Origin of the sequence: Streptomyces sp. NPDC046215, from assembly GCF_040646215.1 — a bacterium.
Lineage (GTDB): Bacteria > Actinomycetota > Actinomycetes > Streptomycetales > Streptomycetaceae > Streptomyces > Streptomyces stramineus.
The window spans coordinates 58,481-78,261 of record NZ_JBEYZW010000015.1 but is presented as its reverse complement, the minus strand read 5'-3'; the positions used below and the strand labels follow the sequence as shown (position 1 = coordinate 78,261).

Here is a 19,781-nt window from a genome sequence, read left to right as displayed (position 1 = left end):
TCTGATGGCTGAGACAGAGACAACCCCCGCCGCCGAGGAGAAGGACATCGGCGACGCCGGGTCCCAGCTGTCCACGGCACCGGCCGAGGAGGGCGCGCAGAGCGTCCCCGGCTCGTTCGGCGGGGTCCGCGCGCCCGGCGCCGTGGGCTACCTCGCCTGGTGCGGGCGGGAGGCCGTCGGCTGGGTGCGCTGGGTCTGGCGGCAGCTGACCTCCATGCGGGTCGCGCTGATCCTCCTCTTCCTGCTCTCGCTCGCCACGATCCCCGGCTCGCTCATCCCGCAGACGAGCGTCGACTCGGTGAAGGCGGAGAACTGGAAGGCGCTGCACACCACCGTCGCGCCGTTCTACGACAAGATCGGCCTCTTCGACGTCTACAGCTCGGTGTGGTTCTCCGCGATCTACATCCTGCTGTTCACCTCCCTCATCGGCTGCATCGTCCCGCGCACCTGGCAGTTCGTCGGCCAGCTCCGCGGCCGCCCGCCGGCCGCCCCGCGCCGCCTGGCGAAGCTGCCCGCCTACACCACCTGGCGCACCGACGCCGAGCCGGAGCAGGTGCTCGCGGCCGCCGGGAAGCTGCTGAAGAAGCGGCGCTTCCGCACCCGGGCCGACGGGGACGCGATCGGCTCCGAGAAGGGCTATCTGCGCGAGGCCGGCAACCTCGTCTTCCACATCGCGCTGATCGTGATGCTCGTGGCCTTCGCGTCCGGGCAGCTGTGGAAGTCCGAGGGCCAGAAGCTGATCGTCGAGGGCGACGAGTTCTCGAACACGCTCACCCAGTACGACGATTTCAAGGCCGGGTCGCTCTTCACGACCGACAGCCTGGAGCCGTTCAGCTTCCGCATGGACAGCTTCGAGGCGACGTACGAGCGCACCGGCCCGCAGCGCGGCACCCCGCGCACCTACGAGGCGCACGTCACCTACCGGGAGGGCGCGGACGGCGCCCCCCGCAAGAAGACGATCAAGGTGAACGAGCCGCTGGAGACCGCCGACTCCAAGGTCTACCTCATCGGGCACGGCTACGCGCCGGTCGTCACCGTCCGCGACGGCAAGGGCGACATCGCCCACCGCGGCGCGGTGGCCTCGCTGCCGCTGGACGGCAACATCACCGAGACCACCGTCCTGAAGGTGCCCGACTACCGGGACAAGGACGGCAAGAAGGACCAGCTCGGCTTCCGCGGCAACTTCGTCCCCACCCTGGACCTGCGGACCGGCCAGATGGCCTCCCAGTTCCCCGCCCTGGACAACCCCCGCCTCGTCCTGACCGCCTACCGCGGCAGCCTCGGCATCGACTCGGGCATGCCGCAGAGCGTCTACCAGCTCGACGTGTCCAAGATGAAGCAGTTCAAGGACAAGGACGGCAGTCCCTTCGCGCAGATCCTCAAGCCCGGCGACACCATGACGCTCCCCGACGGGGCGGGCACGCTGAAGTTCGAGGGCATCAAGCCCTGGGCCACCTTCCAGGTCTCGCAGAAGCCCGGCAACGCCACCGCCCTCGCCGGGGCGATCGCCGCCATGGTCGGGGTGGCCGGGTCGCTGTTCATCCAGCGCCGCCGCATCTGGGTACGGGCCGTCCGCGGCGCCGACGGGCAGACCGTCGTCGAGATGGCCGGCCTCGGCCGCAGCGAGTCCGCGCGGCTCCCCGAGGAGCTCGCCGACCTCGCCACAGCGCTCCAGGGCGACGCACCGCCCGCCGCCCCTTCCGACGCCCCCCGTGATCTTGCAGATTCCGCTGATTCCTCCGAAGGAGCGCGCGCGTGACACCGATCGCTGCCGCAGCCAACGAGAACCTGGCCAATATCAGCAATGTGCTGATCTATTCGGCCATGGCTGTCTACACCCTGGCCTTCCTCGCGCACATCGCCGAGTGGGTGCTCGGCAGCCGCAGCGCGGTCGGCCGCACCGCCGCCGCGCTCACCACCGAGCGCGAGGCCGCGGCCGCCGGTGGTGGTCAGGCGGCCGAGCGGCAGGGCGGCGGCACGGCCGTGCTGGAGCGCCCCAAGGTCGTCACCCGCTCCGCCGCGGGCGGCCGTGACGTCCCCGACGGGCCCGGCGCGGCCGGCACCAGCGAGAAGGGCGACGTCTACGGGCGGATCGCCGTCTCCCTGACGGTGCTCGCGTTCCTCCTCCACGCGTCCTCGGTCATCACCCGGGCGCTGTCGGTCGAGCGGGCCCCCTGGGGCAACATGTACGAGTTCTCCACGACCTTCGGCGTGACCGTCGTCGCGGTCTACCTCGGACTGCTCGTCGCCAAGAAGAACGTGCGCTGGCTCGGTCTCCCGCTGACCACCACCATCCTCCTGGACCTGGGCCTGGCCCTGTCCGTGCTGTACACCGACAGCGACCAGCTGGTGCCCGCGCTCCACTCCTACTGGCTGTGGATCCACGTCTCCTGCGCGATCATCTCCGGCGCCGCCCTGTGGGTGGGCGCCTGCTCCACGCTGCTCTACCTCTTCCGCGACGGCTACGAGGCGCGCCTGGTCAGCGGCCGCACCGGCGCCGGCCTGGACCGCTACCTGGCCGAGCTGCCGCCGGAGCGCAAGTACGCCCGGTTCAAGGCGAAGCTGGCCCGGACCACCGACAACCCCATCTCCCGGCTGCCCGCCGCCGCCAACCTCGACAAGCTGGCCTACCGCGTCAACGCCACCGTCTTCCCGCTGTGGACGTTCACGATCGTCGCCGGCGCCATCTGGGCCGAGGCCGCCTGGGGCCGCTACTGGGGCTGGGACCCCAAGGAGGTCTGGTCCTTCATCACCTGGGTCGCCTACGCCTGCTACCTGCACGCCCGGGCCACCGCCGGGTGGAAGGGCCGCAAGGCCGCGTACATCGCGCTGGCCGCGTTCGCCTGCTACCTCTTCAATTACTACGGCGTGAACATCTTCGTCACCGGCAAGCACTCCTACGCCGGCGTCTGAGCCCGCCCGCGCCCGCCCCACGGCCCGCTGCCCCGCCTTCCGAGGCGCGGGACGCGGGCCGTGGTGGTAGAGCTGTTCCCATGGCGACTCCCGATCCCCACGGAACGTCCGAGACCCAGGGCGATACCCACACCCTCCGCTTCGAGCTGTCCCTGCCGTACCCCGTGGAGGAGGTGTGGGCGGCCGTCGCCACCCCCGAGGTCCTCCCGGCCTGGCTGGCCGCCGCGGACCCCTTCGAGGCCCGCCCGGAGGGCGCGGTGACCCTCCGCTGGCTCAACACCGACCCCAGGGGCCACGCGACCGTCGCCCCCGGCCGGATCACCGCCTGGGAGCCGCCGCGCACCGCGGAGTACACCGTCGACATCCACGGCCGCATCCGGTTCGCCCTCGAACCGGCCGCGGGCGGCGGCACCCTGCTGCACTTCACCAACGAGGTGACGGGCACCGACGCCGTGCGCCTGGACTGCCTGGCGGGCTGGCACCACCACTTCGAGTACCTCCGCGAGGCCCTCGCCGGCCGCCCCGCGAACTGGTCGGCGTGGACGCTGGACCGCTGGCGGGAGCTGCGGGAGGAGTACGAGCTCAGGCCCTCCGGCCCGGCCTGAGCGCCCCGAAGGGGCGCGGGGAACCGCGCGACCAGCCACCACACACCCGCGGCTGAAGCACCCCATTCCAGCGGAGCGCTCTGCGCCCCTCTCCAGCCCGGCGCTCAGCGGCGGGGCCGGGTGCCCTTCTCCTGGTGCGGCGGATCCTGCCGGGCGCCCGGCAGGGTCGGCTTGGGCAGCCTCGCCACGTCCTTCTTGGCCCGCTCCAGCCGCTCCGCGGTGTCGGCGGGCAGCTTCGGCGGGGCCGCCACCGGCGGGTCCGCGAAGCCGAACGCCGAGGTCAGATCGCCGAAGGCGGACCGCCGCCAGTCGCTGATGTTGGGCTCCTTCACCCCCGTCCAGCGCTCCAGGAACCGCAGCACCGACGTGTGGTCGAACGCCTCCCCGGCGGCCCAGCCGCCCACCGTCCACGGCGACACCACGACGCACGGGACCCGGAACCCCCCGCCGATCGGCAGGCCCCCCACGAACTCGTCCGCCGTGCCCGCGGGCGGCACCGGCGGCGGCACGTGGTCGAAGAGGCCGTCGTTCTCGTCGTAGTTCAGGATGAACGCGGTCTTGCGCCACACCGCGGGGTTGTCGGCGATGGCCTCGATCTTCTTCGCGACGTAGGCCGCGCCCGCGGCCGGCAGGTACCGCGGGTGCTCCGACTGGGCCGCCGTGGGGATGATCCAGGAGACGGCCGGCAGCCGGTCGTTGCGGGCGTCGTCCTCGAAGGTCCCCTCGGGCAGCCGCCGCATGCCGCGCTCGTACAGCGGCTCGCCCGGCTTCGCGTTCTTGAAGGACTGGAACTGCTCCAGCATGTTGCACCCGTAGTTGTCCTGCTGCTGGTAGACGCGCCAGCTGACGCCCGCCGACTGCAGCCGCTCCGCGTAGGTGGTCCAGCGGTAGGGCTTGGGGGCGGTGTTGTCGATGACCGGTCCGCCCCGGGCGCCGGAGGGGTCGATGGTGCCCGTCATCCAGTAGAGCCGGTTGGGCCAGGTGGGGCCCAGGACCGAGCAGAAGTAGTGGTCGCAGACCGTGAACGCCTCGGCCAGCGCGAACTGGAAGGGGATGTCCTCCCGGGTGTGGTACCCCATCACGTAGGGCCCGTTCGCCCCGTCCGCCTTGCGGTGCGCGGGCAGCCAGCGGTCCATCTTCCCGCCGTTCCACGCCTCGTGCTGCACCGCCCAGGCGTGGCTCGTGGAGGGGATCGCCTGGGCGCTGGTGCGCCGGGTGTCCAGGTGGAACGGCAGCAGGTGGCCGGCCGGGTTCTTCGCGTCCGGCTGGTGGAAGACGCTCCGGCCGCCGGGCAGGGTGAGGGCGTCCGGGTCGGCGAAGCCGCGCACGCCCTTGAGCGTGCCGAAATAGTGGTCGAAGGACCGGTTCTCCTGCATCAGCAGCACCACGTGCTTGATGTCGCTCAGCGAGCCGGCCCGGGCCGGTCCGGCCGCGACGGCACGCCGCACGCTGGGCGGCAGCGCCGACAGCACGGACAGCGCCGCGGCGCCGCCGACCGCGCCCGCCGCGGAGCCGAGCAGTCTGCGCCGGGTCATGTCGGGCATGGCATGCCCCTCTCTCTGGTGTCCCTGGAGCCGCGTGAGCCACAGTGTGACCCGAGGGACACTCCCGGCACGCCCGTACCGAGGGCAGGAGGGGGCGGGTGAGCGGCGTGTCAACTACCGCTGGAGAGGCGCCCGTTGGGCGCCGCGGCCGTCGACCGGCCCGGCGCGCCTCACCCGATCGAGGGAAGCCTCGCTGCGCCGTCCGGCGTCAGCCCGCGGGCGGCGTGTCGCCCGGGGGGCCGTCGTCCTTCTTCTCGTCCGGCTTCAGCGACTTCAGGAACTCGGGGTTGTCGTCCGGCGCGACCCACCCGCGGCCCCCGCCGCCGCGGCGCCCGTACGGGCGCGGACCGGCCCCGCCGCGCGGCCGGCCGGCGAGCAGCCAGGCGACCGGCCCGAGCAGCACCTCGCCGAAGAGCAGGATGATCAGCACCCAGGCGATCTTCGGCAGGCCCCGGACCTCTTTCTCCGGGGTGTTCAGACAGTCGACGAACGTGTAGATCCACAAGGCCAGGATCAGCAGGAAGGGCAGGATCCTGAGCATGGTGGCGGGCTCCCGGTGAGCGGTGGTGCGGACCGCTGGGCGGCCCCCGTGACGGGTCCAGGGTAGTGCGTGCTTGATACTGGAACGCATGGCTTATGACGATCTCCGCTCGTTCCTCCGGGCGCTGGAGCGCGACGGCGACCTCAAGCGCATCAAGGCCGAAGTCGACCCGTACCTGGAAATCGGCGAGATCACCGACCGGGTCAACAAGGCCGGCGGCCCCGCGCTCCTCTTCGAGAACGTCAAGGGCGCGGCCATGCCGCTCGCCATGAACGTCTTCGGCACCGACCGCCGGCTGCTCAAGGCGCTCGGCCTGACGTCCTACGACGAGATCAGCGACAAGATCGGCGGGCTGCTCAAGCCCGAGCTGCCGCAGGGCTTCGTCGGGATGCGCGAGGCGTTCGGCAAGCTGGGTGCGATGGCGCACGTGCCACCGCGCAAGGTCAAGGACGCCCCGGTCCAGGAAGTGGTCCTGACCGGCGACGGCGTCGACCTCGACCAGCTGCCCGCGCTCTTCACCTGGCCCGAGGACGGCGGCTCGTTCTTCAACCTGGGCCTCACCCACACCAAGCACCCCGAGACGGGCGTGCGCAACCTCGGCCTCTACCGGCTCCAGCGCCACGACAAGCGCACCATCGGGATGCACTGGCAGATCCACAAGGACAGCCGCAACCACTACCAGGTGGCGGCCAAGCGCGGCGAGAAGCTGCCCGTCGCCATCGCCTTCGGCTGCCCGCCCGCCGTCACCTACGCCTCGACCGCCCCGCTGCCCGGCGACATCGACGAGTACCTCTTCGCCGGCTTCGTCTCCGGCAAGCGGGTCGAGATGGTCGACTGCAAGACCGTCCCGCTCCAGGTGCCGGCCAACGCCGAGGTCGTCATCGAGGGCTGGCTGGAGCCCGGCGAGATGCTGCCGGAGGGCCCCTTCGGCGACCACACCGGCTTCTACACCCCGCAGGAACCGTTCCCCGCTCTCACGATCGACTGCGTCACGATGCGCAGGCGCCCGCTGCTCCAGTCCATCGTCGTGGGCCGGCCGCCCACCGAGGACGGGCCGCTCGGCCGGGCCACGGAGCGGTTCTTCCTGCCCCTGCTGAAGATCATCATTCCGGACATCGTGGACTACCACCTGCCGGAGTCGGGCGGCTTCCACAACTGCGCGATCGTCTCGATCGACAAGAAGTACCCCAAGCACGCCCAGAAGGTCATGCACGCCGTCTGGGGCGCCCACATGATGTCGCTGACCAAGCTGATCATCGTGGTCGACGCGGACTGCGACGTGCACGACCTGCACGAAGTGTCCTGGCGGGCGCTGGGCAACACCGACTACGCCCGCGACCTCACCGTCGTCGAGGGCCCGGTCGACCACCTCGACCACGCCTCGTACCAGCAGTTCTGGGGCGGCAAGGCGGGCATCGACGCGACGGCGAAGTGGCCCGAGGAGGGCTACACCCGCGACGGCGGCTGGCCGCACATGGTCGAGTCGGACCCGGAGACATCCGAACGTGTGACGAAGCGCTGGAAGGAGTACGGGCTGTGAGCCGTATGCCGATGATGGTGGAAGGTGCGCGGCCGGGGTCTCCCCGCCCCTGCGGGGATGAACCGGAGTACGGGCTGTGACCTCCGCCGCCGAAGGGGTTCTCAGCCCCGGCCCCGCCCCGTCCAGCGGCAAGGTGAAGGCCTTCCTGCGCCTCGTGCTCATCGAGCACTCGATCTTCGCGCTGCCCTTCGCCTACATCGCCTCCCTCACCGCGATGTACCAGTGGGACGAGAACATCCACTGGACGCGGCTGCTCCTGGTGACCGTCGCGATGGTGGGCCTGCGGACGTTCGCGATGGCCTGCAACCGCATCATCGACCGAGAGATCGACGCCCGTAACCCGCGCACCGCCGGCCGCGAGCTGGTCACCGGCGCCGTCTCCGTGCGGTCGGCCTGGACGGGCGCGCTGATCGCCGTCTTCTTCTTCCTGGGCGCGGCCGCGCTGCTCAACCCGCTCTGTCTGGCGCTCGCGCCGCTCGCCGTGGTTCCGATGGTGGTCTATCCGTACGGGAAGCGGTTCACCCACTTCCCGCACGCGATCCTCGGCCTCGCCCAGGCCATCGGCCCGGTCGGCGCCTGGCTGGCGATCACCGGTGAGTGGTCGTGGGACGCGGTGATCCTCGGCCTGGCGGTCGGGGTGTGGATCGGCGGCTTCGACCTGATCTTCGGCTGCCAGGACGTGCTGGCGGACCGCGCGGAGGGCGTGAAGTCCGTCCCGGCCCGCTTCGGCGTCCCCGCCGCGCTGCACGGCGCGCGGGCGTGCCACGTGGTGACCACGGCCCTGCTGGTCTGGTACGCCCTGGCCACGGACGCCGGGGTGTTCTTCTGGGCCGGCCTGGTGGTGGTGACGGTGGCGTTCGTCTACGAGCACACGATCGTCCGCCCGCACGACCTGTCCCGGCTGAACCGGGCGTTCTTCACGGTCAACGGGTTCATCGGCATAGCCCTTTTCGGGTGCGCCCTGCTGGACCTGCTGGTGCGGGGCCTGACGGTCTGACCCCGCCCGTACCCCGGAAAAAGGGGCGGCCCCACCGCACGGTGGAGCCGCCCCTTTCGCGTGGGTGCGGACGTCAGAGCGCCATGTCGCTGTCGAAGCCGGCCGGCTCGTCGCTCAGGCCCAGGCCCTTGTCCGAGCCGCCGCCCGGGAGCTTGTCGCGGAACATGAGCATGGCCGCGCCCATGAGGTCCTGCGGCTTGAGCTCCTTCGCCCCCTCCGGGGCCTTGACCTTGCCCGCGCCGCCCTTGACGAGAAGGGTCAGCGGCAGCTCGCCCTTGATCTTCTTGTCGAGCTGGCCGAGGTCGACGGTCACGCCGGAGAGCATGCCGTTCTTGACGGCGACGTCGACGGTCAGGTTTTCGTCGGGCTGCTTCTCCAGCTTCGAGAGCTTGCCAGCCTTCTCGCCGAGCGCCTTGGTCAGCGGCTTCAGGCCCTCGGCGAGGTCCTTGCCGGCCTTCTGCCGGGAGACGGTGACCGTGACGTGGTCGGCGCCGTTCTTGCGGCCCGCGTCCTTGTAGGTCGCGTTGTTCAGCAGGGCCTTCTCCAGGGCGTCGAGGACCTGCTTCTGGGTCTTCGTGTCGAGCTCGCCGTCCTTCTTCTTCTGCTTGGCGGCCGGGCCGAACTCCTCGAAGGACTTGGGGTCGAGGAGGACCCACTCGCCCTTGAAGGCGCTCTTGACGGAGTCCATGGAGGACGGCAGCTCGTCGGCCTTCTTGGCGAGCTCGTCGAAGGAGGGGCCGTCGGAGCTCTTGCCGCCCTTGGCGCGCTTCTCCGCCTTCTCGCCCTGGTCGGCGAGCTCGGCGAGGGCCTTGACGTCACCACGGGCGTAGAGCTTGCGCGCGCCGAGCGTCCGGACCTCGACCAGCGGGGCGCCCTTCTTCGTCAGCTTGAAGGAGCCCTGGCCGCCCTCGTCGTCCTTGCCGACGTCCTTGAGCGGCTTGCCGTAGCTGACGCCGTAGGACAGGCGCAGGCTCGCGAGCAGGTCGGCGTCGCCGCGGTCGAAGTCGTCCTGGTCCTTCATGGCGGTGAATATCTTGTCCGCGCTCGCGTCGAAACCGACCTCGGCGGAGAGCGACTTCTGCTTGCCGAGCCGTTCGAACGCGCCCTTGACCTTCGCGTCCGGGCTGGTGTTGTCGTCGGAGTCGCAGGCTACGGAGGCGGAGCCGATGAGGGCGACGCAGCCGAGTGCGGCAAGGGCCTTGCGCTTGCGGTGAATGGTGTGCTCCCCGTGTGACTGGTCGGTGGTCGATCGCAACTGAAATCCAGGACGAATAATCATGTCAAAGGACTTTCCTCTCCGGACACCCCCATGGCGGCCGGGAAATCGGGTCCGGCGGCTGCGGCTAGGCTCGGGCTGTGGAGCCGTACCGAGAGACAGCCGCACATGCGACGCGAGGTCAGGAACGCCGCCCCTGGGTGGTCGGGGTCTCTGGCGCGTCCGGGACACCGTACGCCGCCGCCGTGGTGCGGGGGTTGCTGGCTGCCGGGGAGGCCGTGGACCTGGTGGTCAGCCGGGCGTCGCGGCTGACGCTGCTGGACGAGACCGGGATCGGGTTCCGGGACGCGCACTGGCAGGAGGACCTGCGGGCGTGGCTGGCCCTGGGCGCGGACGGCAAGCCGCACTTCGAGGCGGACCTCGCGGACGTCCGGTACTGGGCGGCCGGTGACCTCGCGGCCGGGCCGTCCTCCGGCTCGTACCCGGTGAAGGGGATGCTGATCGTCCCGGCGAGCACGGCGTGCGTGGCCGGGGTGGCGCTGGGGCTGTCGAAGGACCTGCTGCAGCGGGTGGCGAGCGTGACGCTCAAGGAGCGGCGGCCGCTGGTCGTCGCCGTGCGGGAGACGCCGCTGAGCGGTCAGACGCTGAAGCAGCTGGTGGCGCTGGACGAGGCGGGCGCCGTGGTGCTGCCCGCCTCTCCGGCGTTCTACGCGGGTGCGACGCACATCCAGGATCTCGTGGACTTCGTCGCGGGGCGGGTGCTGGACGCGGCCGGTGTGCCGCACCAGCTCTACCGCCGGTGGAAGGGGGAGCTGGGTGAAGCACGCTCCCCGGGGTGAGGGCTAGCGCTTCTCGGCGCGCGCGGCGGCCCGGGCCGGCTTGGCCTGGGTGGTGCGCTCGGCCGAGGCGGGCCGGTGGGCACGCGAGCGGTTGGCCAGGTCCTGCAGCTCGCGCATACGGGCGTAGGCCATCTCGATCGTGTACACGGGAAGATCACTCCTGAAGGATCGTCGCTGATCTAGGGATCTGTCGAGAGATTCACAGGTCGTAAACCCCTGTATGCCTTAGATTCTACATACAAAGCGGCGAGTTCGCTGATTATTGAAAGGTGCCAGGTTATGGACGCGGTGGACAGGCAGCTCATCCAGGCCCTCCGGGAGAACGGCCGGGCCTCGTACGCGGAGCTGGGCAGGCTCGTCGGCCTCTCCGGGCCGAGCGTTACGGACCGGATCAACCGCCTGGAGGCGGCCGGTGTGATCACCGGATACCGGGCGACCGTCGACGCGGCCTCGCTCGGCCTCGGCGTCACGGCGCTGATCGGCATCCAGCTCTCGGACGCCGCCGACCACGAGGACGTGGCGCGCCGGCTGCGCGACCTGGCGGAGATCGAGGACTGCTGGTTCATCGCGGGCGACGACTCCTACATGCTCAAGGTGCGCGTCGGCGACGTGGACGGCCTGGAGCGGACCATCCGCCGGCTCTCGGGCACCAAGGGCGTGGCCAGGACCCGCACCACGATCGTGCTCTCCACCAAGTGGGAGAACCGCGTCGGGGAGCTGCCGGAGGAGGCGTAGGGCCGTCCGGCGGATCACGGGGGCTGATGTGGCTGGGCTCAGTCGTTGTCAGCCCGTCCGGCGATTGAGGACGCGCCCGCAGGGCGCCCGCCGCCGCAGGCGGCAACGGCGGGCCGCAGCCGAAGTCCCGTCGGGCAGGCCCCGTCGGACAGGCCCCGGCGGCGGAGCCGTAGGGCATGGGCGCCCCTCCCGCCCGAAAAGTGGGGGAGTAGGCTCGACAAGGTTGCAGAAGCGGATGTATGGGAGAGGCGGACGCAATGGACGCTGGGCTCAAGCGTGAGCTGGAGGAGAAGGTCCACGCCGGGGAGCGGCTGACCCGCGAGGACGGCATCGCCCTCTACGAGTCCGACGACCTGGCGTGGCTGGGCGGGCTCGCCCACGAGGTGCGGACGCGCAAGAACGGCGACGTCGTCCACTTCAACGTCAACCGCCACCTCAACATGACCAACGTGTGCACGGCGTCGTGCGCGTACTGCTCGTTCCAGCGCAAGCCGGGCGAGAAGGACGCGTACACCATGCGCATCGAGGAGGCCGTCCGCCTCGCCAAGGCGATGGAGAACGAGAACCTCACCGAGCTGCACATCGTCAACGGCCTGCACCCGACGCTGCCGTGGCGCTACTACCCCCGCTCGCTGAAGGCGCTCAAGGAGGCCCTGCCGAACGTCTCCCTGAAGGCGTTCACGGCCACCGAGATCCAGCACTTCGAGAAGATCTCCGGCATGCCCGCCTCGGAGATCCTCGACGAGCTGATCGACGCCGGCCTGGAGTCGCTGACCGGCGGTGGCGCCGAGATCTTCGACTGGGAGGTCCGGCAGCACATCGTCGACCACGACACCCACTGGGAGGACTGGTCGCGCATCCACCGCCTCGCGCACTCCAAGGGCCTCAAGGGCCCGTGCACGATGCTCTACGGGCACATCGAGGAGCCGCGCCACCGCGTGGACCACGTGCTGCGCCTGCGCGAGCTGCAGGACGAGACCGGCGGCTTCCACGTCTTCATCCCGCTGCGCTACCAGCACGACTTCGTGGACATGAAGGACGGCAAGGTCCGCAACCGCCTCCAGGCGCGGACCTCGATGGCGACGGGCGCCGAGGCGCTGAAGACCTTCGCGGTCTCGCGGCTGCTCTTCGACAACGTCCAGCACGTCAAGGTGTTCTGGGTGATGCACGGCGTCCAGACCGCGCAGCTCGCGCTCCAGCACGGCGCGGACGACATGGACGGCTCGGTCGTCGAGTACAAGATCACGCACGACGCGGACAACTACGGCACGCCCAACAAGCTCGGCCGTGAGGACCTGCTCGACCTCATCCGCGAGGCGGGCTTCCGCCCGGTGGAGCGCAACACCCGCTACGAGGTCATCCGCGAGTACCCCGGCCCGGACGCCTCGCTGCGCGAGTCCCCGCAGCCGATGCGCCTCTGATCTCTGCCGATCTTCTTGCTGCTCTCCCGCGCTGCGGGGAAGCCCCGGCGGTGAACCTGGTCCGGCCAGGTTCACCGCCGGGGTTTTTTCGTTGCGCCGGAGCGGTGGGTAATGCTTGCATGGCGGTCATGACCCTTACGCACGTCCGTGACCCCGAACTGACCCCGGCCCTGCGCGACGCGCTGCACCGCCTCTGGCTGGAGGTGTCACAGGCCGGCGGCGCCGTCGGCTTCGTCCCGCCCGTGACCGCCGACGAGGTGCGGCCCGTCGCCGAGCGGCAGATCGAGGACGTGCTCGCCGGCCGGTCGCGGATGCTGGCCGTGTGCGAAGGGGGGCCGGAGGGGCGGCTGGTGGGCACCGCGTTCCTCCAGTTCAACGCGCACTCCCTCATGCGGCACTGGTGCACCGTGGTCGCCGTCATGATCCACCCGGAGCTCCAGGGCGGCGGGCACGGCCGGCGCATGCTGCGCGAGACCATCGGCATGGCCCGCGAGCAGGGCTTCGAGGCGCTGCGGCTCGGTGTGCGCGGCGGCATGGGCACCGAGGACTTCTACGCCCGCTGCGGCTTCAAGGAGACCGGACGGGTGCCCGCCGGCATCCGTGTCGCGGCCGGTGACGACCGCGACGACATTACGATGTGGCTCCCGCTGGTCTGATCCACTCCGGTCCGTGCTTGACTGGAGAGCGACCCTTTCGGTTGTCGTTGAGAAGAAGGTCCCGTCCGTGAGTAGCCAGAAGTTCGCCTCGCTCCGCTACACCGCTCTGCGCGTCGGCCTGCTCATCGTCTGCTTCGGTGTCGTCTACGGGCTCTGCTGGGCGGGCGCCGTCCCGATCGCCGCGCGCGGCTCGAACCTCGTCTGGATGATCCTGCTCGCGCTCGTCATCTCCGCTCCGCTCAGCTGGGTCCTGCTGCGCAAGCAGCGCGACGCGATGTCCGAGCAGATCGTCGCGCGCGTGGACCGCGCGAAGGAGCGGATGGCCGCCAACACCGGCCAGGAGGACGGGGTGGCCTGAGCCGTCCCTTCGATAAAGGGACGGAACACCCTGTACCGGGTGTAAGTCTCCTCACATCGCCCGACGCCCCGCCCCGGAGCAGCCGCTCTGTGGCGGGGCGTTCGCGTGTCCCACCCCTGCCGCGGCGCCCCTTCGGGCCCGGAACTCAAAGTAGAGCTTTGAGTTCCCCAAAGTTGCAGTGTTAACGTATTCGACATGAAGACAGCAGCAGCGCACCGATACCCCGCGAGCCCCGCGCTCGTGGCGCGCCTGCACGTCGATCTCTGCCGCTGTACGTCCGCGGCCTGTCGCTGCCGCTGACGTATGCCTCCCGCGGCCAGATCCTCGGGGGTACCTCCCGGTCGCACCCGGGTGAGTACGGACCTCCCTGGCGCGTCCCGCCCCTTACCTGACTTCCCCCGGCCCGGTGCCGTGGGTACCCCCAGTCCCCGGAGTATCCGTTGTCATCGACACCCACGTCGTCATCGACGCCCACGTCCCCCAAGACGTCCATATTCGGGCGCCTGCCCAAGGTCCCCTTCTGGGCCCAGATCCTGCTCGGTCTCGTCCTCGGCGCCCTGCTGGGCTGGGCGGCCAAGAGCGGTGACATCCACTGGCTGGAGGTCACCCTCGACAAGATCGGCACGCTCTTCGTCCAGCTGCTGATGGTCGTCATCGCCCCGCTGGTGTTCTTCGCGATCATGGTGTCGATCACCAATCTGCGGAACGTCTCCAACGCGGCCCGGCTCGCCACCCGCACCCTGCTCTGGTTCATGATCACGTCGCTGATCGCGGTCGTCATCGGCCTCGCGATCGGCCTGCTCACCAACCCCGGCGCCGGCACCGGCCTCACCGCGGCCGACGGCAAGGAGCCCAAGAAGCACGGCTCGTGGCTGGACTTCCTGACCGGCATCATCCCGACCGACGTCATCACGCCGTTCACCGAGCTGAACGTCCTGCAGATCGTCTTCATGGCCGCCGCCGCGGGCATCGCCATCCTCCAGGTCGGCGACAAGGCCAAGCCGGTCCTCGACCTCAGCCAGTCCGCGCTGGAGCTGCTCCAGAAGGTCCTGTGGTGGGTCATCCGGCTCGCCCCGCTGGGCAGCCTGGGCCTGGTCGGCACGGCCATCGCCACCTACGGCTGGAACCTGGTCAGCAAGTACGCGACGTTCACCGCGGACATCTACGTCGGCTGCGCCATCGTGATGTTCGGCGTCTACCCGCTGCTGCTCGCCACCGTCGCCAAGGTCAGCCCGCTGCAGTTCTTCAAGGGCGCCTGGCCCGCCATCCAGCTGGCCTTCGTCTCCCGCTCCTCCGTGGGCACCATGCCGCTGACCCAGAAGGTCACCGAGCGCCTGGGCGTGCCCAAGGAGTACGCGAGCTTCGCGGTGCCGTTCGGCTCGACGACCAAGATGGACGGCTGCGCCTCGATCTACCCGGCGATCGCCGCGATCTTCGTGGCGCAGGTCTTCGACGTGGACCTGGGCATCCGGGACTACATCCTGATCGCCTTCGTCTCCGTCATCGGCTCGGCCGCGACGGCCGGTCTGACCGGTGCGACGGTGATGCTGACCCTGACGCTGTCGACGCTGGGCCTGCCGATGGCGGGCGTGGGCCTGCTGCTGGCCATCGACCCGATCGTGGACATGATGCGGACTGCGACGAACGTCGCCGGCCAGTCGGTGGTTCCGATCATCGTCGCGTCGCGGGAGAAGATCCTCGACCGCGAGGCGTACGCCACGGCCGACGGCTCGAAGCTGAACGCCGAGCCGCAGGCGGTTGCGGCTGCGGCCTAGCGGAACGTTCCACAGCGCCCCCGGTCTCCTCGCGGAGACCGGGGGCGCTGTGCGTGGGCGGCTTGGCGTAGTGGTAGTTGACCAGCGCAGTTGGTGTGCTGGCTGCTCGGTGTAGCGCGGCTTCTGGGATGCTGGAAGCTGTTTGCGAGAGGGGCAACTCACATGCACTGGAAGACCCATGGCGAGCGAAAGATCTACACCAACCAATGGGTGAACCTGTGTCTTATCGACGTTGAGCAGCCGGACGGGCGGCGTTGGGAACACCATGTCGTGCGGCTCCGCCACCTGGCCGTGGCGGCTGTGGTCAACGAGCGGCGCGAGATCTTGATGATGTGGCGCCATCGTTTCATCACGGACAAGTGGGCGTGGGAACTGCCCATGGGGTTGATCGAAGAAGGTGAGTCTCCGGAGGAGGCTGCTGCTCGTGAGGTCGAGGAAGAGACCGGCTGGCGGGCGGGCGCCATGAAGCCGTTGATATACGCGGAGCCCGCGAACGGGATCACGGACTCTCAGCACTACGTGTTCCGAGCCGATGGCGCCACACACATCGGCCCGCCGACGGAGAAGAACGAGTCCGATCGGATCGAGTGGATTCCCTTGGACCGCGTGCGCGACATGATCGACCGGCGAGAGATCGTCAGTAGCGGCTCTCTCGTCGGAGTTCTCTACGTGCTGATGGACGAATCGATTCGCTGAGGGTCACAGCAGTGCCGCCCGTAGTCGTGCCTCGAATGCCACGGCTGTGGGCTGCCCTCCGTATGGAGCAAGCTGGTATTGGAAGTCCCGCAGGTGCCCCTTGACTCTCTCGGAGCCCACGGCAGTGGCCGTCTCAAGGGCCGCGGTGGCTGTGTGACATGCCTGGTCCACCTTGCCTCGCTGCAACTGCGTGGTGGCCAGCCAGAAGGAGTGAAAGGCCCGGCCACGTTGGTTGCGGGAGTCCTCACGCCGCAGGGCATCGGAGATCAGTGGTTCAGCGATGTCTGCCTCGCCGAGCCGGCCGTGGGCAATCCCAGTGTCCACAATCAGCTTGGGCTCATCGAAGTAGGCGACCCACGGCGGGTCCGGATCTTCGGTGGAGATTCGCTCGAACTGACGATGAGACTCGGCGATCGCTGCGTGAGCAGAGGTCCGGTTGTTCATGGACGCATGCGCGAACGCTTCGCGCATCGACAGCATGGACATCACCCGTGGGGTTCCGCCATGGTCGCGTGCGGTGTCCTGAGCAGCAGCAGACAGTGCCACGGCGTCTGACGGCCGGTCTTCGTAGGTGGCCTGCAAACTCATGCACGACAGCACGTTGGCCATGAACTGTCGGTCATCGATTGCCTTTGCCAACTGGAGGGCCTCGGTGAAGTAGGTACGGGCCTGGCTGTACTGGCGGGCATCGAAATAGGTCCATCCGGTCAGCCTCGCAAGTTCGGCGGCGATCGCGTAGAGGCTGTGCCGGTGGGTGCCCTGGGCGGCGTCTTTGATCAGACTTACGACGAAACGTAATTGACCCACCACAGCGGGACGCAGCACCTCGCCGCCATGCTCGTCGTCGCGTCGCCAGTAGTCCTCGATGGACGAATGGAGCGCACGCAGTGTCGCCGGGCTCAGCTTGGACCCGGTGGCCACGGCCAAGATGCTGTCCAGGTCCGTGCCCGGGACAGCACTGACGGGTTCACCAAGGGCTTGCGCCGCCAAGAGCCCCGTCGCTTGCCGAGTGGGATGCGCGGGCGTGGGGGGTGCTTCCCATGCCCTCCTGGCCAGCCCCAGCATGTGCCCCGGGATGCGCAGACCATCCGCTACCCGTTCGACGATGGCCATGTCCCTGAGCTGGCGAGATCCGGAGATCACTTCTCCAACCCGGCTGGGTGTCAGGTCGCATCGCCGTGCGATGAGCGAAGGGTAGATCCCGGCGCGCTTCGCAAGGGCAAAAACCTTGGAGAAGTCGCGGGCGCGGCAGGCGGCGAGCATTTCGGGGTGCGAGAGCAACTCGACGGACAGGGCCGGAGGTTCGTTGGACTGAGGCATGCAGGGCGCTCCAGCTCGCGGGTGGCTTGCGCTGATGATCACTGCTGTTCTACCTGTCGCGATGTTACCCACCCTGGGTAAACCGTTGGGCCTTATGCCGTGCTCGCCTGTTCGTGAGTCTGTAGGGCATGAAGAGACGACGGGATGGCGTGAATGGGGATGTGGTGACGCGGCGTTGGGCCCGCTCCCCGCGCTGCGTCGGCCTGGCACGCGCGGAGTTGCGTAAGGCGCTCGCGGACTGGGACTTGGCGTCGATCGAGGATGTGGCGGCCCTGGTGCTCTCGGAGCTGCTGACGAATGCGGTCGTCCACGCGCATGTCTCGCCGGGACGGAAGATCCAGACGTGTTTTCGCAGGCATGAGGTTGACGGTGTGCGGATCGCGGTCGATGACGCGTACGAGGGGCTGCCCGTGCGGCGCGCCCCGGGTGGTGAGGGCGGCCGGGGTCTGGTCCTGGTGGACGGGCTGGCGGACAGCTGGGGCGTGAGCGACCGGGCCGGGGCCGGGAAGTCGGTGTGGGCCGTGCTGTCGGCCCCCGGCGGGAAAGGGCGTGCCTGATGGCGGCAGTGCGGGCGTCGAATGTGCGGCGCAGGGATCTGGTCTGTGTTCATAACCGGTGGGTGGAGGTCAAAGCCAGCCGGCACGACCTGCGTGGTGGCATGGCGGAGGTCGTGCTCGTCTTCCGGTCGGCTCCCTCGTTGCGCGTGTCCGCGCTGGACGTGCTGTGGGTCGTGCGGGGCGGGAAGAGGAGGCGGTGACGGTGGTGAGGTCGGTGTGGCGGTTCGTGGACTGGGTGCTGCGGCTCGATGTGGTGGGCAGTGCGCCGGTGTTCGAGATGGAGTGCACCTCCTGCGGCGCGGGTTCGGAGGCGTCGGAGTCTGCGGTAGAGCCGCAGATGTGGGCGCTTGGGCATGCGGGCCGGTCCGGGCACACGGGGTTCCGGGCGGTGCATACGAGTTTCTTCCGGGCCACTCCGGCAGGCGAGCGGAGTGGTGATGACGGGCGTCGTGCGGCGGATTGTCTTCCGGGTGACCGGGAGTGTGCGGGTGCGCCGGGACTTGATCCGGCTCCGCAGGGAATGCCGGCGGGTCCGCCGCTACCGGGAGGCGGGGTGGGAGTGAGGGATGAGGTGGTGGACGACGCGCTGACGTTGGCCCTGGCCCCGATCCCGTGGGAGGAGTGGCGGGAGATCACCGAACGCGATCTGGAGCACCGTTTGCAGGTCCTGTGGGTGCGTGGTGCTGATGTTCCGCCGGTGACGCCGGAGTTCGTGACGGCCGGGCTGCGGCGCATCGCTGAGCAAGCGACCCGGAGGGAAGCGGAACAGCAGCGGCTGCGGTCGCAACCGCCCCCGTAGACCGGGGGGTGGGGCCGCCAGTACTTGGGAGGGTCCGCACGGCCCCCACCCCCCTTTGACCCCCTCGGCACGGCACCCGCACTGCGGTAACTGAGATAGGCCACAGACGCGGGACGGCCCGGCTGCGCCGGGGGCGGGCGGTGTGTGTCCGTACACCGCCGGCGGCCCTGCTCCTTCGTATAGATGGCGACCGGGGAGCAGGGCCGCACACCACAACCGAACATGCGAAACCGGATCACCCCCGCGCCTGGCTGCGCCCCCGGTCTGCTCGGTCAGCCGTGAGGCGGCGGTTCCCCGTGCTCCAGATACTGCGGATGGCCATGCCGCCGTGCGTCGATCGCACGCGTGACTCTGCGCGCGAGCCTGGGGATCAACAGTTCGTCGAGCGTCTTCGCAGGGTGGAAGTGCGCCTCCAGCAGTTCGTCAGGGGCAAGCTTGATCGCGTTCAGTTCACCGGGCTGTAGCCGGCCGCCGTCGAAGATGTAGAGCACCTTGTCCCCCTCGGCTTCGCTGGGCGCCCAGTCGGCCACCAGGAGGGGGCCGATGGTCGGGGAGATGCCCAGTTCCTCCTGGACCTCGCGTCGGCACGCGGAGAGTGGGGACTCGCCGGTCTCGACGTACCCGCCCGGGATCTCCCACTTCGGTTTGTAGGAGGGCCGGACCAGCAGCACGTGCCCCTGATCGTTGAAGAACAGGGCGCCCGCTGCCATGCGCGGACGGGCCATGCGCCGCTCGTGCTCGGTCTCTGTCATGAGGCGAGCCTACGAAGTCAGGCCCGTCATCCCAGGTAGGGATGCTCCCGGCACTCCAGGAAGTGATGGATGCGCAACCGCTGGGTGTGGTGCATGGGCAGTTCGGCGATCTCGTCGAGGCGGACGAACCGCAGCTCCGTGGACTCGTCGGAGATCGTCAGCTCTCCACCGGTCACCCGGGCGGTGAAGCAGACGTTGAACTGCCGTCGCACTTCTCCGTCGGAGTAGGCGATCACGTGGCGTGGGTCGGTGTACGTGCCGACCAGGCCCGTGATCTCCACGTCGAGCCCGGTCTCCTCCTTCACCTCGCGGACGGCCGTGCCGGGGAGGGAATCGGTCATCTCCATGCCGCCGCCGGGCAGCGCCCACAGATCGTTGTCGCGGCGCCGTTGCAGCAGGACGCGGCCTTGGCCGTCGGTCACGACAGCGGACGCGGCCACGACCAAGCTGTTCGGCTCGGGAGCCTTCGGATCGTCGTAGTACTCGGTGCGCGACAAGATCACTCCTCCTGGGCGGG

The 19,781-nt window shown here is 69.6% G+C and carries 23 protein-coding genes; 16 read left to right on the top strand and 7 right to left on the bottom strand.

Going from position 1 to position 19,781, the window contains the following annotated elements:
- The first annotated feature begins 4 nt into the window (after nucleotides 1-4).
- From ABZ951_RS09595 to ABZ951_RS09585, 3 genes are all read left to right on the top strand, one after another.
- Nucleotides 5-1,759 (top strand): cytochrome c biogenesis protein ResB, encoded by a 1,755-nt coding sequence (locus ABZ951_RS09595; protein ID WP_344087184.1) that lies wholly within the window; start codon nucleotides 5-7, stop codon nucleotides 1,757-1,759.
- A complete protein-coding gene (gene ccsB, locus ABZ951_RS09590) occupies nucleotides 1,756-2,913 on the top strand; it encodes a c-type cytochrome biogenesis protein CcsB (RefSeq protein ID WP_344087187.1) in 1,158 nt (385 codons plus the stop codon). The genes ABZ951_RS09595 and ccsB overlap by 4 nt, the downstream gene beginning before the upstream one ends.
- A gap of 80 nt (nucleotides 2,914-2,993) precedes the next feature.
- Entirely contained in the window at nucleotides 2,994-3,518 is a 525-nt protein-coding gene (locus ABZ951_RS09585) for an SRPBCC domain-containing protein (protein ID WP_344087190.1), read from the top strand.
- A gap of 104 nt (nucleotides 3,519-3,622) precedes the next feature.
- Here ABZ951_RS09585 and ABZ951_RS09580 read toward each other — a convergent pair whose 3' ends face one another.
- Nucleotides 3,623-5,062, bottom strand: a complete 1,440-nt coding sequence (locus ABZ951_RS09580; RefSeq protein ID WP_344087193.1) for a phosphocholine-specific phospholipase C — start codon at nucleotides 5,060-5,062, stop codon at nucleotides 3,623-3,625.
- A 208-nt stretch (nucleotides 5,063-5,270) separates the two neighbouring features.
- The gene (locus ABZ951_RS09575; protein ID WP_344087196.1) at nucleotides 5,271-5,603 is read right to left on the bottom strand and encodes a PLD nuclease N-terminal domain-containing protein; all 333 of its coding nucleotides are present in this window, start codon (nucleotides 5,601-5,603) and stop codon (nucleotides 5,271-5,273) included.
- Between the two features lie 88 nt (nucleotides 5,604-5,691).
- Here ABZ951_RS09575 and ABZ951_RS09570 point away from each other — a divergent pair, with 88 nt between their 5' ends.
- Entirely contained in the window at nucleotides 5,692-7,143 is a 1,452-nt protein-coding gene (locus ABZ951_RS09570; protein WP_344087199.1) for a menaquinone biosynthesis decarboxylase, read from the top strand.
- Nucleotides 7,144-7,219: 76 nt separating this feature from the next.
- A complete protein-coding gene (gene mqnP, locus ABZ951_RS09565) occupies nucleotides 7,220-8,140 on the top strand; it encodes a menaquinone biosynthesis prenyltransferase MqnP (RefSeq protein ID WP_344087202.1) in 921 nt (306 codons plus the stop codon).
- A gap of 73 nt (nucleotides 8,141-8,213) precedes the next feature.
- Here the strand turns inward: mqnP and ABZ951_RS09560 are convergent, their stop codons facing one another.
- Entirely contained in the window at nucleotides 8,214-9,395 is a 1,182-nt protein-coding gene (locus tag ABZ951_RS09560; RefSeq protein WP_344087205.1) for a hypothetical protein, read from the bottom strand.
- A 161-nt stretch (nucleotides 9,396-9,556) separates the two neighbouring features.
- Between ABZ951_RS09560 and ABZ951_RS09555 the strand changes: the two genes are divergently transcribed.
- On the top strand, nucleotides 9,557-10,195 hold the full coding sequence (locus ABZ951_RS09555; protein ID WP_344087208.1) for a UbiX family flavin prenyltransferase: 639 nt from the start codon (nucleotides 9,557-9,559) through the stop codon (nucleotides 10,193-10,195).
- Nucleotides 10,196-10,198: 3 nt separating this feature from the next.
- On the opposite strand, the gene ABZ951_RS09550 is transcribed toward ABZ951_RS09555, so the two are convergent.
- Nucleotides 10,199-10,342 carry a hypothetical protein gene (locus ABZ951_RS09550; RefSeq protein ID WP_344087212.1) on the bottom strand — a complete coding sequence of 48 codons (144 nt, stop codon included), beginning with the start codon at nucleotides 10,340-10,342 and terminating at the stop codon, nucleotides 10,199-10,201.
- Between the two features lie 132 nt (nucleotides 10,343-10,474).
- Between ABZ951_RS09550 and ABZ951_RS09545 the strand changes: the two genes are divergently transcribed.
- The 7 genes from ABZ951_RS09545 to ABZ951_RS09515 all read left to right on the top strand — a co-directional run bounded on the left by ABZ951_RS09545 (nucleotide 10,475) and on the right by ABZ951_RS09515 (nucleotide 15,836).
- Nucleotides 10,475-10,930, top strand: coding sequence for an Lrp/AsnC family transcriptional regulator (locus ABZ951_RS09545; RefSeq protein WP_344087215.1), 456 nt, complete (start codon nucleotides 10,475-10,477; stop codon nucleotides 10,928-10,930).
- A gap of 257 nt (nucleotides 10,931-11,187) precedes the next feature.
- The gene (mqnE, locus tag ABZ951_RS09540) at nucleotides 11,188-12,351 is read left to right on the top strand and encodes an aminofutalosine synthase MqnE (RefSeq protein ID WP_344087218.1); all 1,164 of its coding nucleotides are present in this window, start codon (nucleotides 11,188-11,190) and stop codon (nucleotides 12,349-12,351) included.
- Between the two features lie 128 nt (nucleotides 12,352-12,479).
- A complete protein-coding gene (locus ABZ951_RS09535) occupies nucleotides 12,480-13,007 on the top strand; it encodes a GNAT family N-acetyltransferase (protein WP_344087221.1) in 528 nt (175 codons plus the stop codon).
- Between the two features lie 67 nt (nucleotides 13,008-13,074).
- Nucleotides 13,075-13,365 carry a DUF4229 domain-containing protein gene (locus tag ABZ951_RS09530; RefSeq protein ID WP_344087224.1) on the top strand — a complete coding sequence of 97 codons (291 nt, stop codon included), beginning with the start codon at nucleotides 13,075-13,077 and terminating at the stop codon, nucleotides 13,363-13,365.
- 195 nt (nucleotides 13,366-13,560) lie between these two features.
- Nucleotides 13,561-13,665: a putative leader peptide gene (locus ABZ951_RS09525; protein ID WP_344087227.1), complete on the top strand. Its 105-nt coding sequence runs from the start codon at nucleotides 13,561-13,563 to the stop codon at nucleotides 13,663-13,665.
- Between the two features lie 140 nt (nucleotides 13,666-13,805).
- A complete protein-coding gene (locus ABZ951_RS09520; RefSeq protein ID WP_344087230.1) occupies nucleotides 13,806-15,140 on the top strand; it encodes a dicarboxylate/amino acid:cation symporter in 1,335 nt (444 codons plus the stop codon).
- A 162-nt stretch (nucleotides 15,141-15,302) separates the two neighbouring features.
- Nucleotides 15,303-15,836 carry an NUDIX hydrolase gene (locus tag ABZ951_RS09515; RefSeq protein WP_344087233.1) on the top strand — a complete coding sequence of 178 codons (534 nt, stop codon included), beginning with the start codon at nucleotides 15,303-15,305 and terminating at the stop codon, nucleotides 15,834-15,836.
- A gap of 3 nt (nucleotides 15,837-15,839) precedes the next feature.
- Here ABZ951_RS09515 and ABZ951_RS09510 read toward each other — a convergent pair whose 3' ends face one another.
- Nucleotides 15,840-17,156: a hypothetical protein gene (locus ABZ951_RS09510; RefSeq protein ID WP_344087236.1), complete on the bottom strand. Its 1,317-nt coding sequence runs from the start codon at nucleotides 17,154-17,156 to the stop codon at nucleotides 15,840-15,842.
- 161 nt (nucleotides 17,157-17,317) lie between these two features.
- Here ABZ951_RS09510 and ABZ951_RS09505 point away from each other — a divergent pair, with 161 nt between their 5' ends.
- From ABZ951_RS09505 to ABZ951_RS09495, 3 genes are all read left to right on the top strand, one after another.
- Nucleotides 17,318-17,713 carry an ATP-binding protein gene (locus ABZ951_RS09505; RefSeq protein ID WP_344087239.1) on the top strand — a complete coding sequence of 132 codons (396 nt, stop codon included), beginning with the start codon at nucleotides 17,318-17,320 and terminating at the stop codon, nucleotides 17,711-17,713.
- Between the two features lie 62 nt (nucleotides 17,714-17,775).
- Nucleotides 17,776-17,913 (top strand): hypothetical protein, encoded by a 138-nt coding sequence (locus ABZ951_RS09500; RefSeq protein ID WP_344087242.1) that lies wholly within the window; start codon nucleotides 17,776-17,778, stop codon nucleotides 17,911-17,913.
- A gap of 374 nt (nucleotides 17,914-18,287) precedes the next feature.
- Nucleotides 18,288-18,512 (top strand): hypothetical protein, encoded by a 225-nt coding sequence (locus tag ABZ951_RS09495; RefSeq protein ID WP_344087245.1) that lies wholly within the window; start codon nucleotides 18,288-18,290, stop codon nucleotides 18,510-18,512.
- Between the two features lie 272 nt (nucleotides 18,513-18,784).
- Here the strand turns inward: ABZ951_RS09495 and ABZ951_RS09490 are convergent, their stop codons facing one another.
- Nucleotides 18,785-19,264 carry an NUDIX hydrolase gene (locus ABZ951_RS09490; RefSeq protein ID WP_344087248.1) on the bottom strand — a complete coding sequence of 160 codons (480 nt, stop codon included), beginning with the start codon at nucleotides 19,262-19,264 and terminating at the stop codon, nucleotides 18,785-18,787.
- Nucleotides 19,265-19,290: 26 nt separating this feature from the next.
- The gene (locus ABZ951_RS09485) at nucleotides 19,291-19,761 is read right to left on the bottom strand and encodes an NUDIX domain-containing protein (RefSeq protein ID WP_344087251.1); all 471 of its coding nucleotides are present in this window, start codon (nucleotides 19,759-19,761) and stop codon (nucleotides 19,291-19,293) included.
- Nucleotides 19,762-19,781 lie beyond the last annotated feature (20 nt).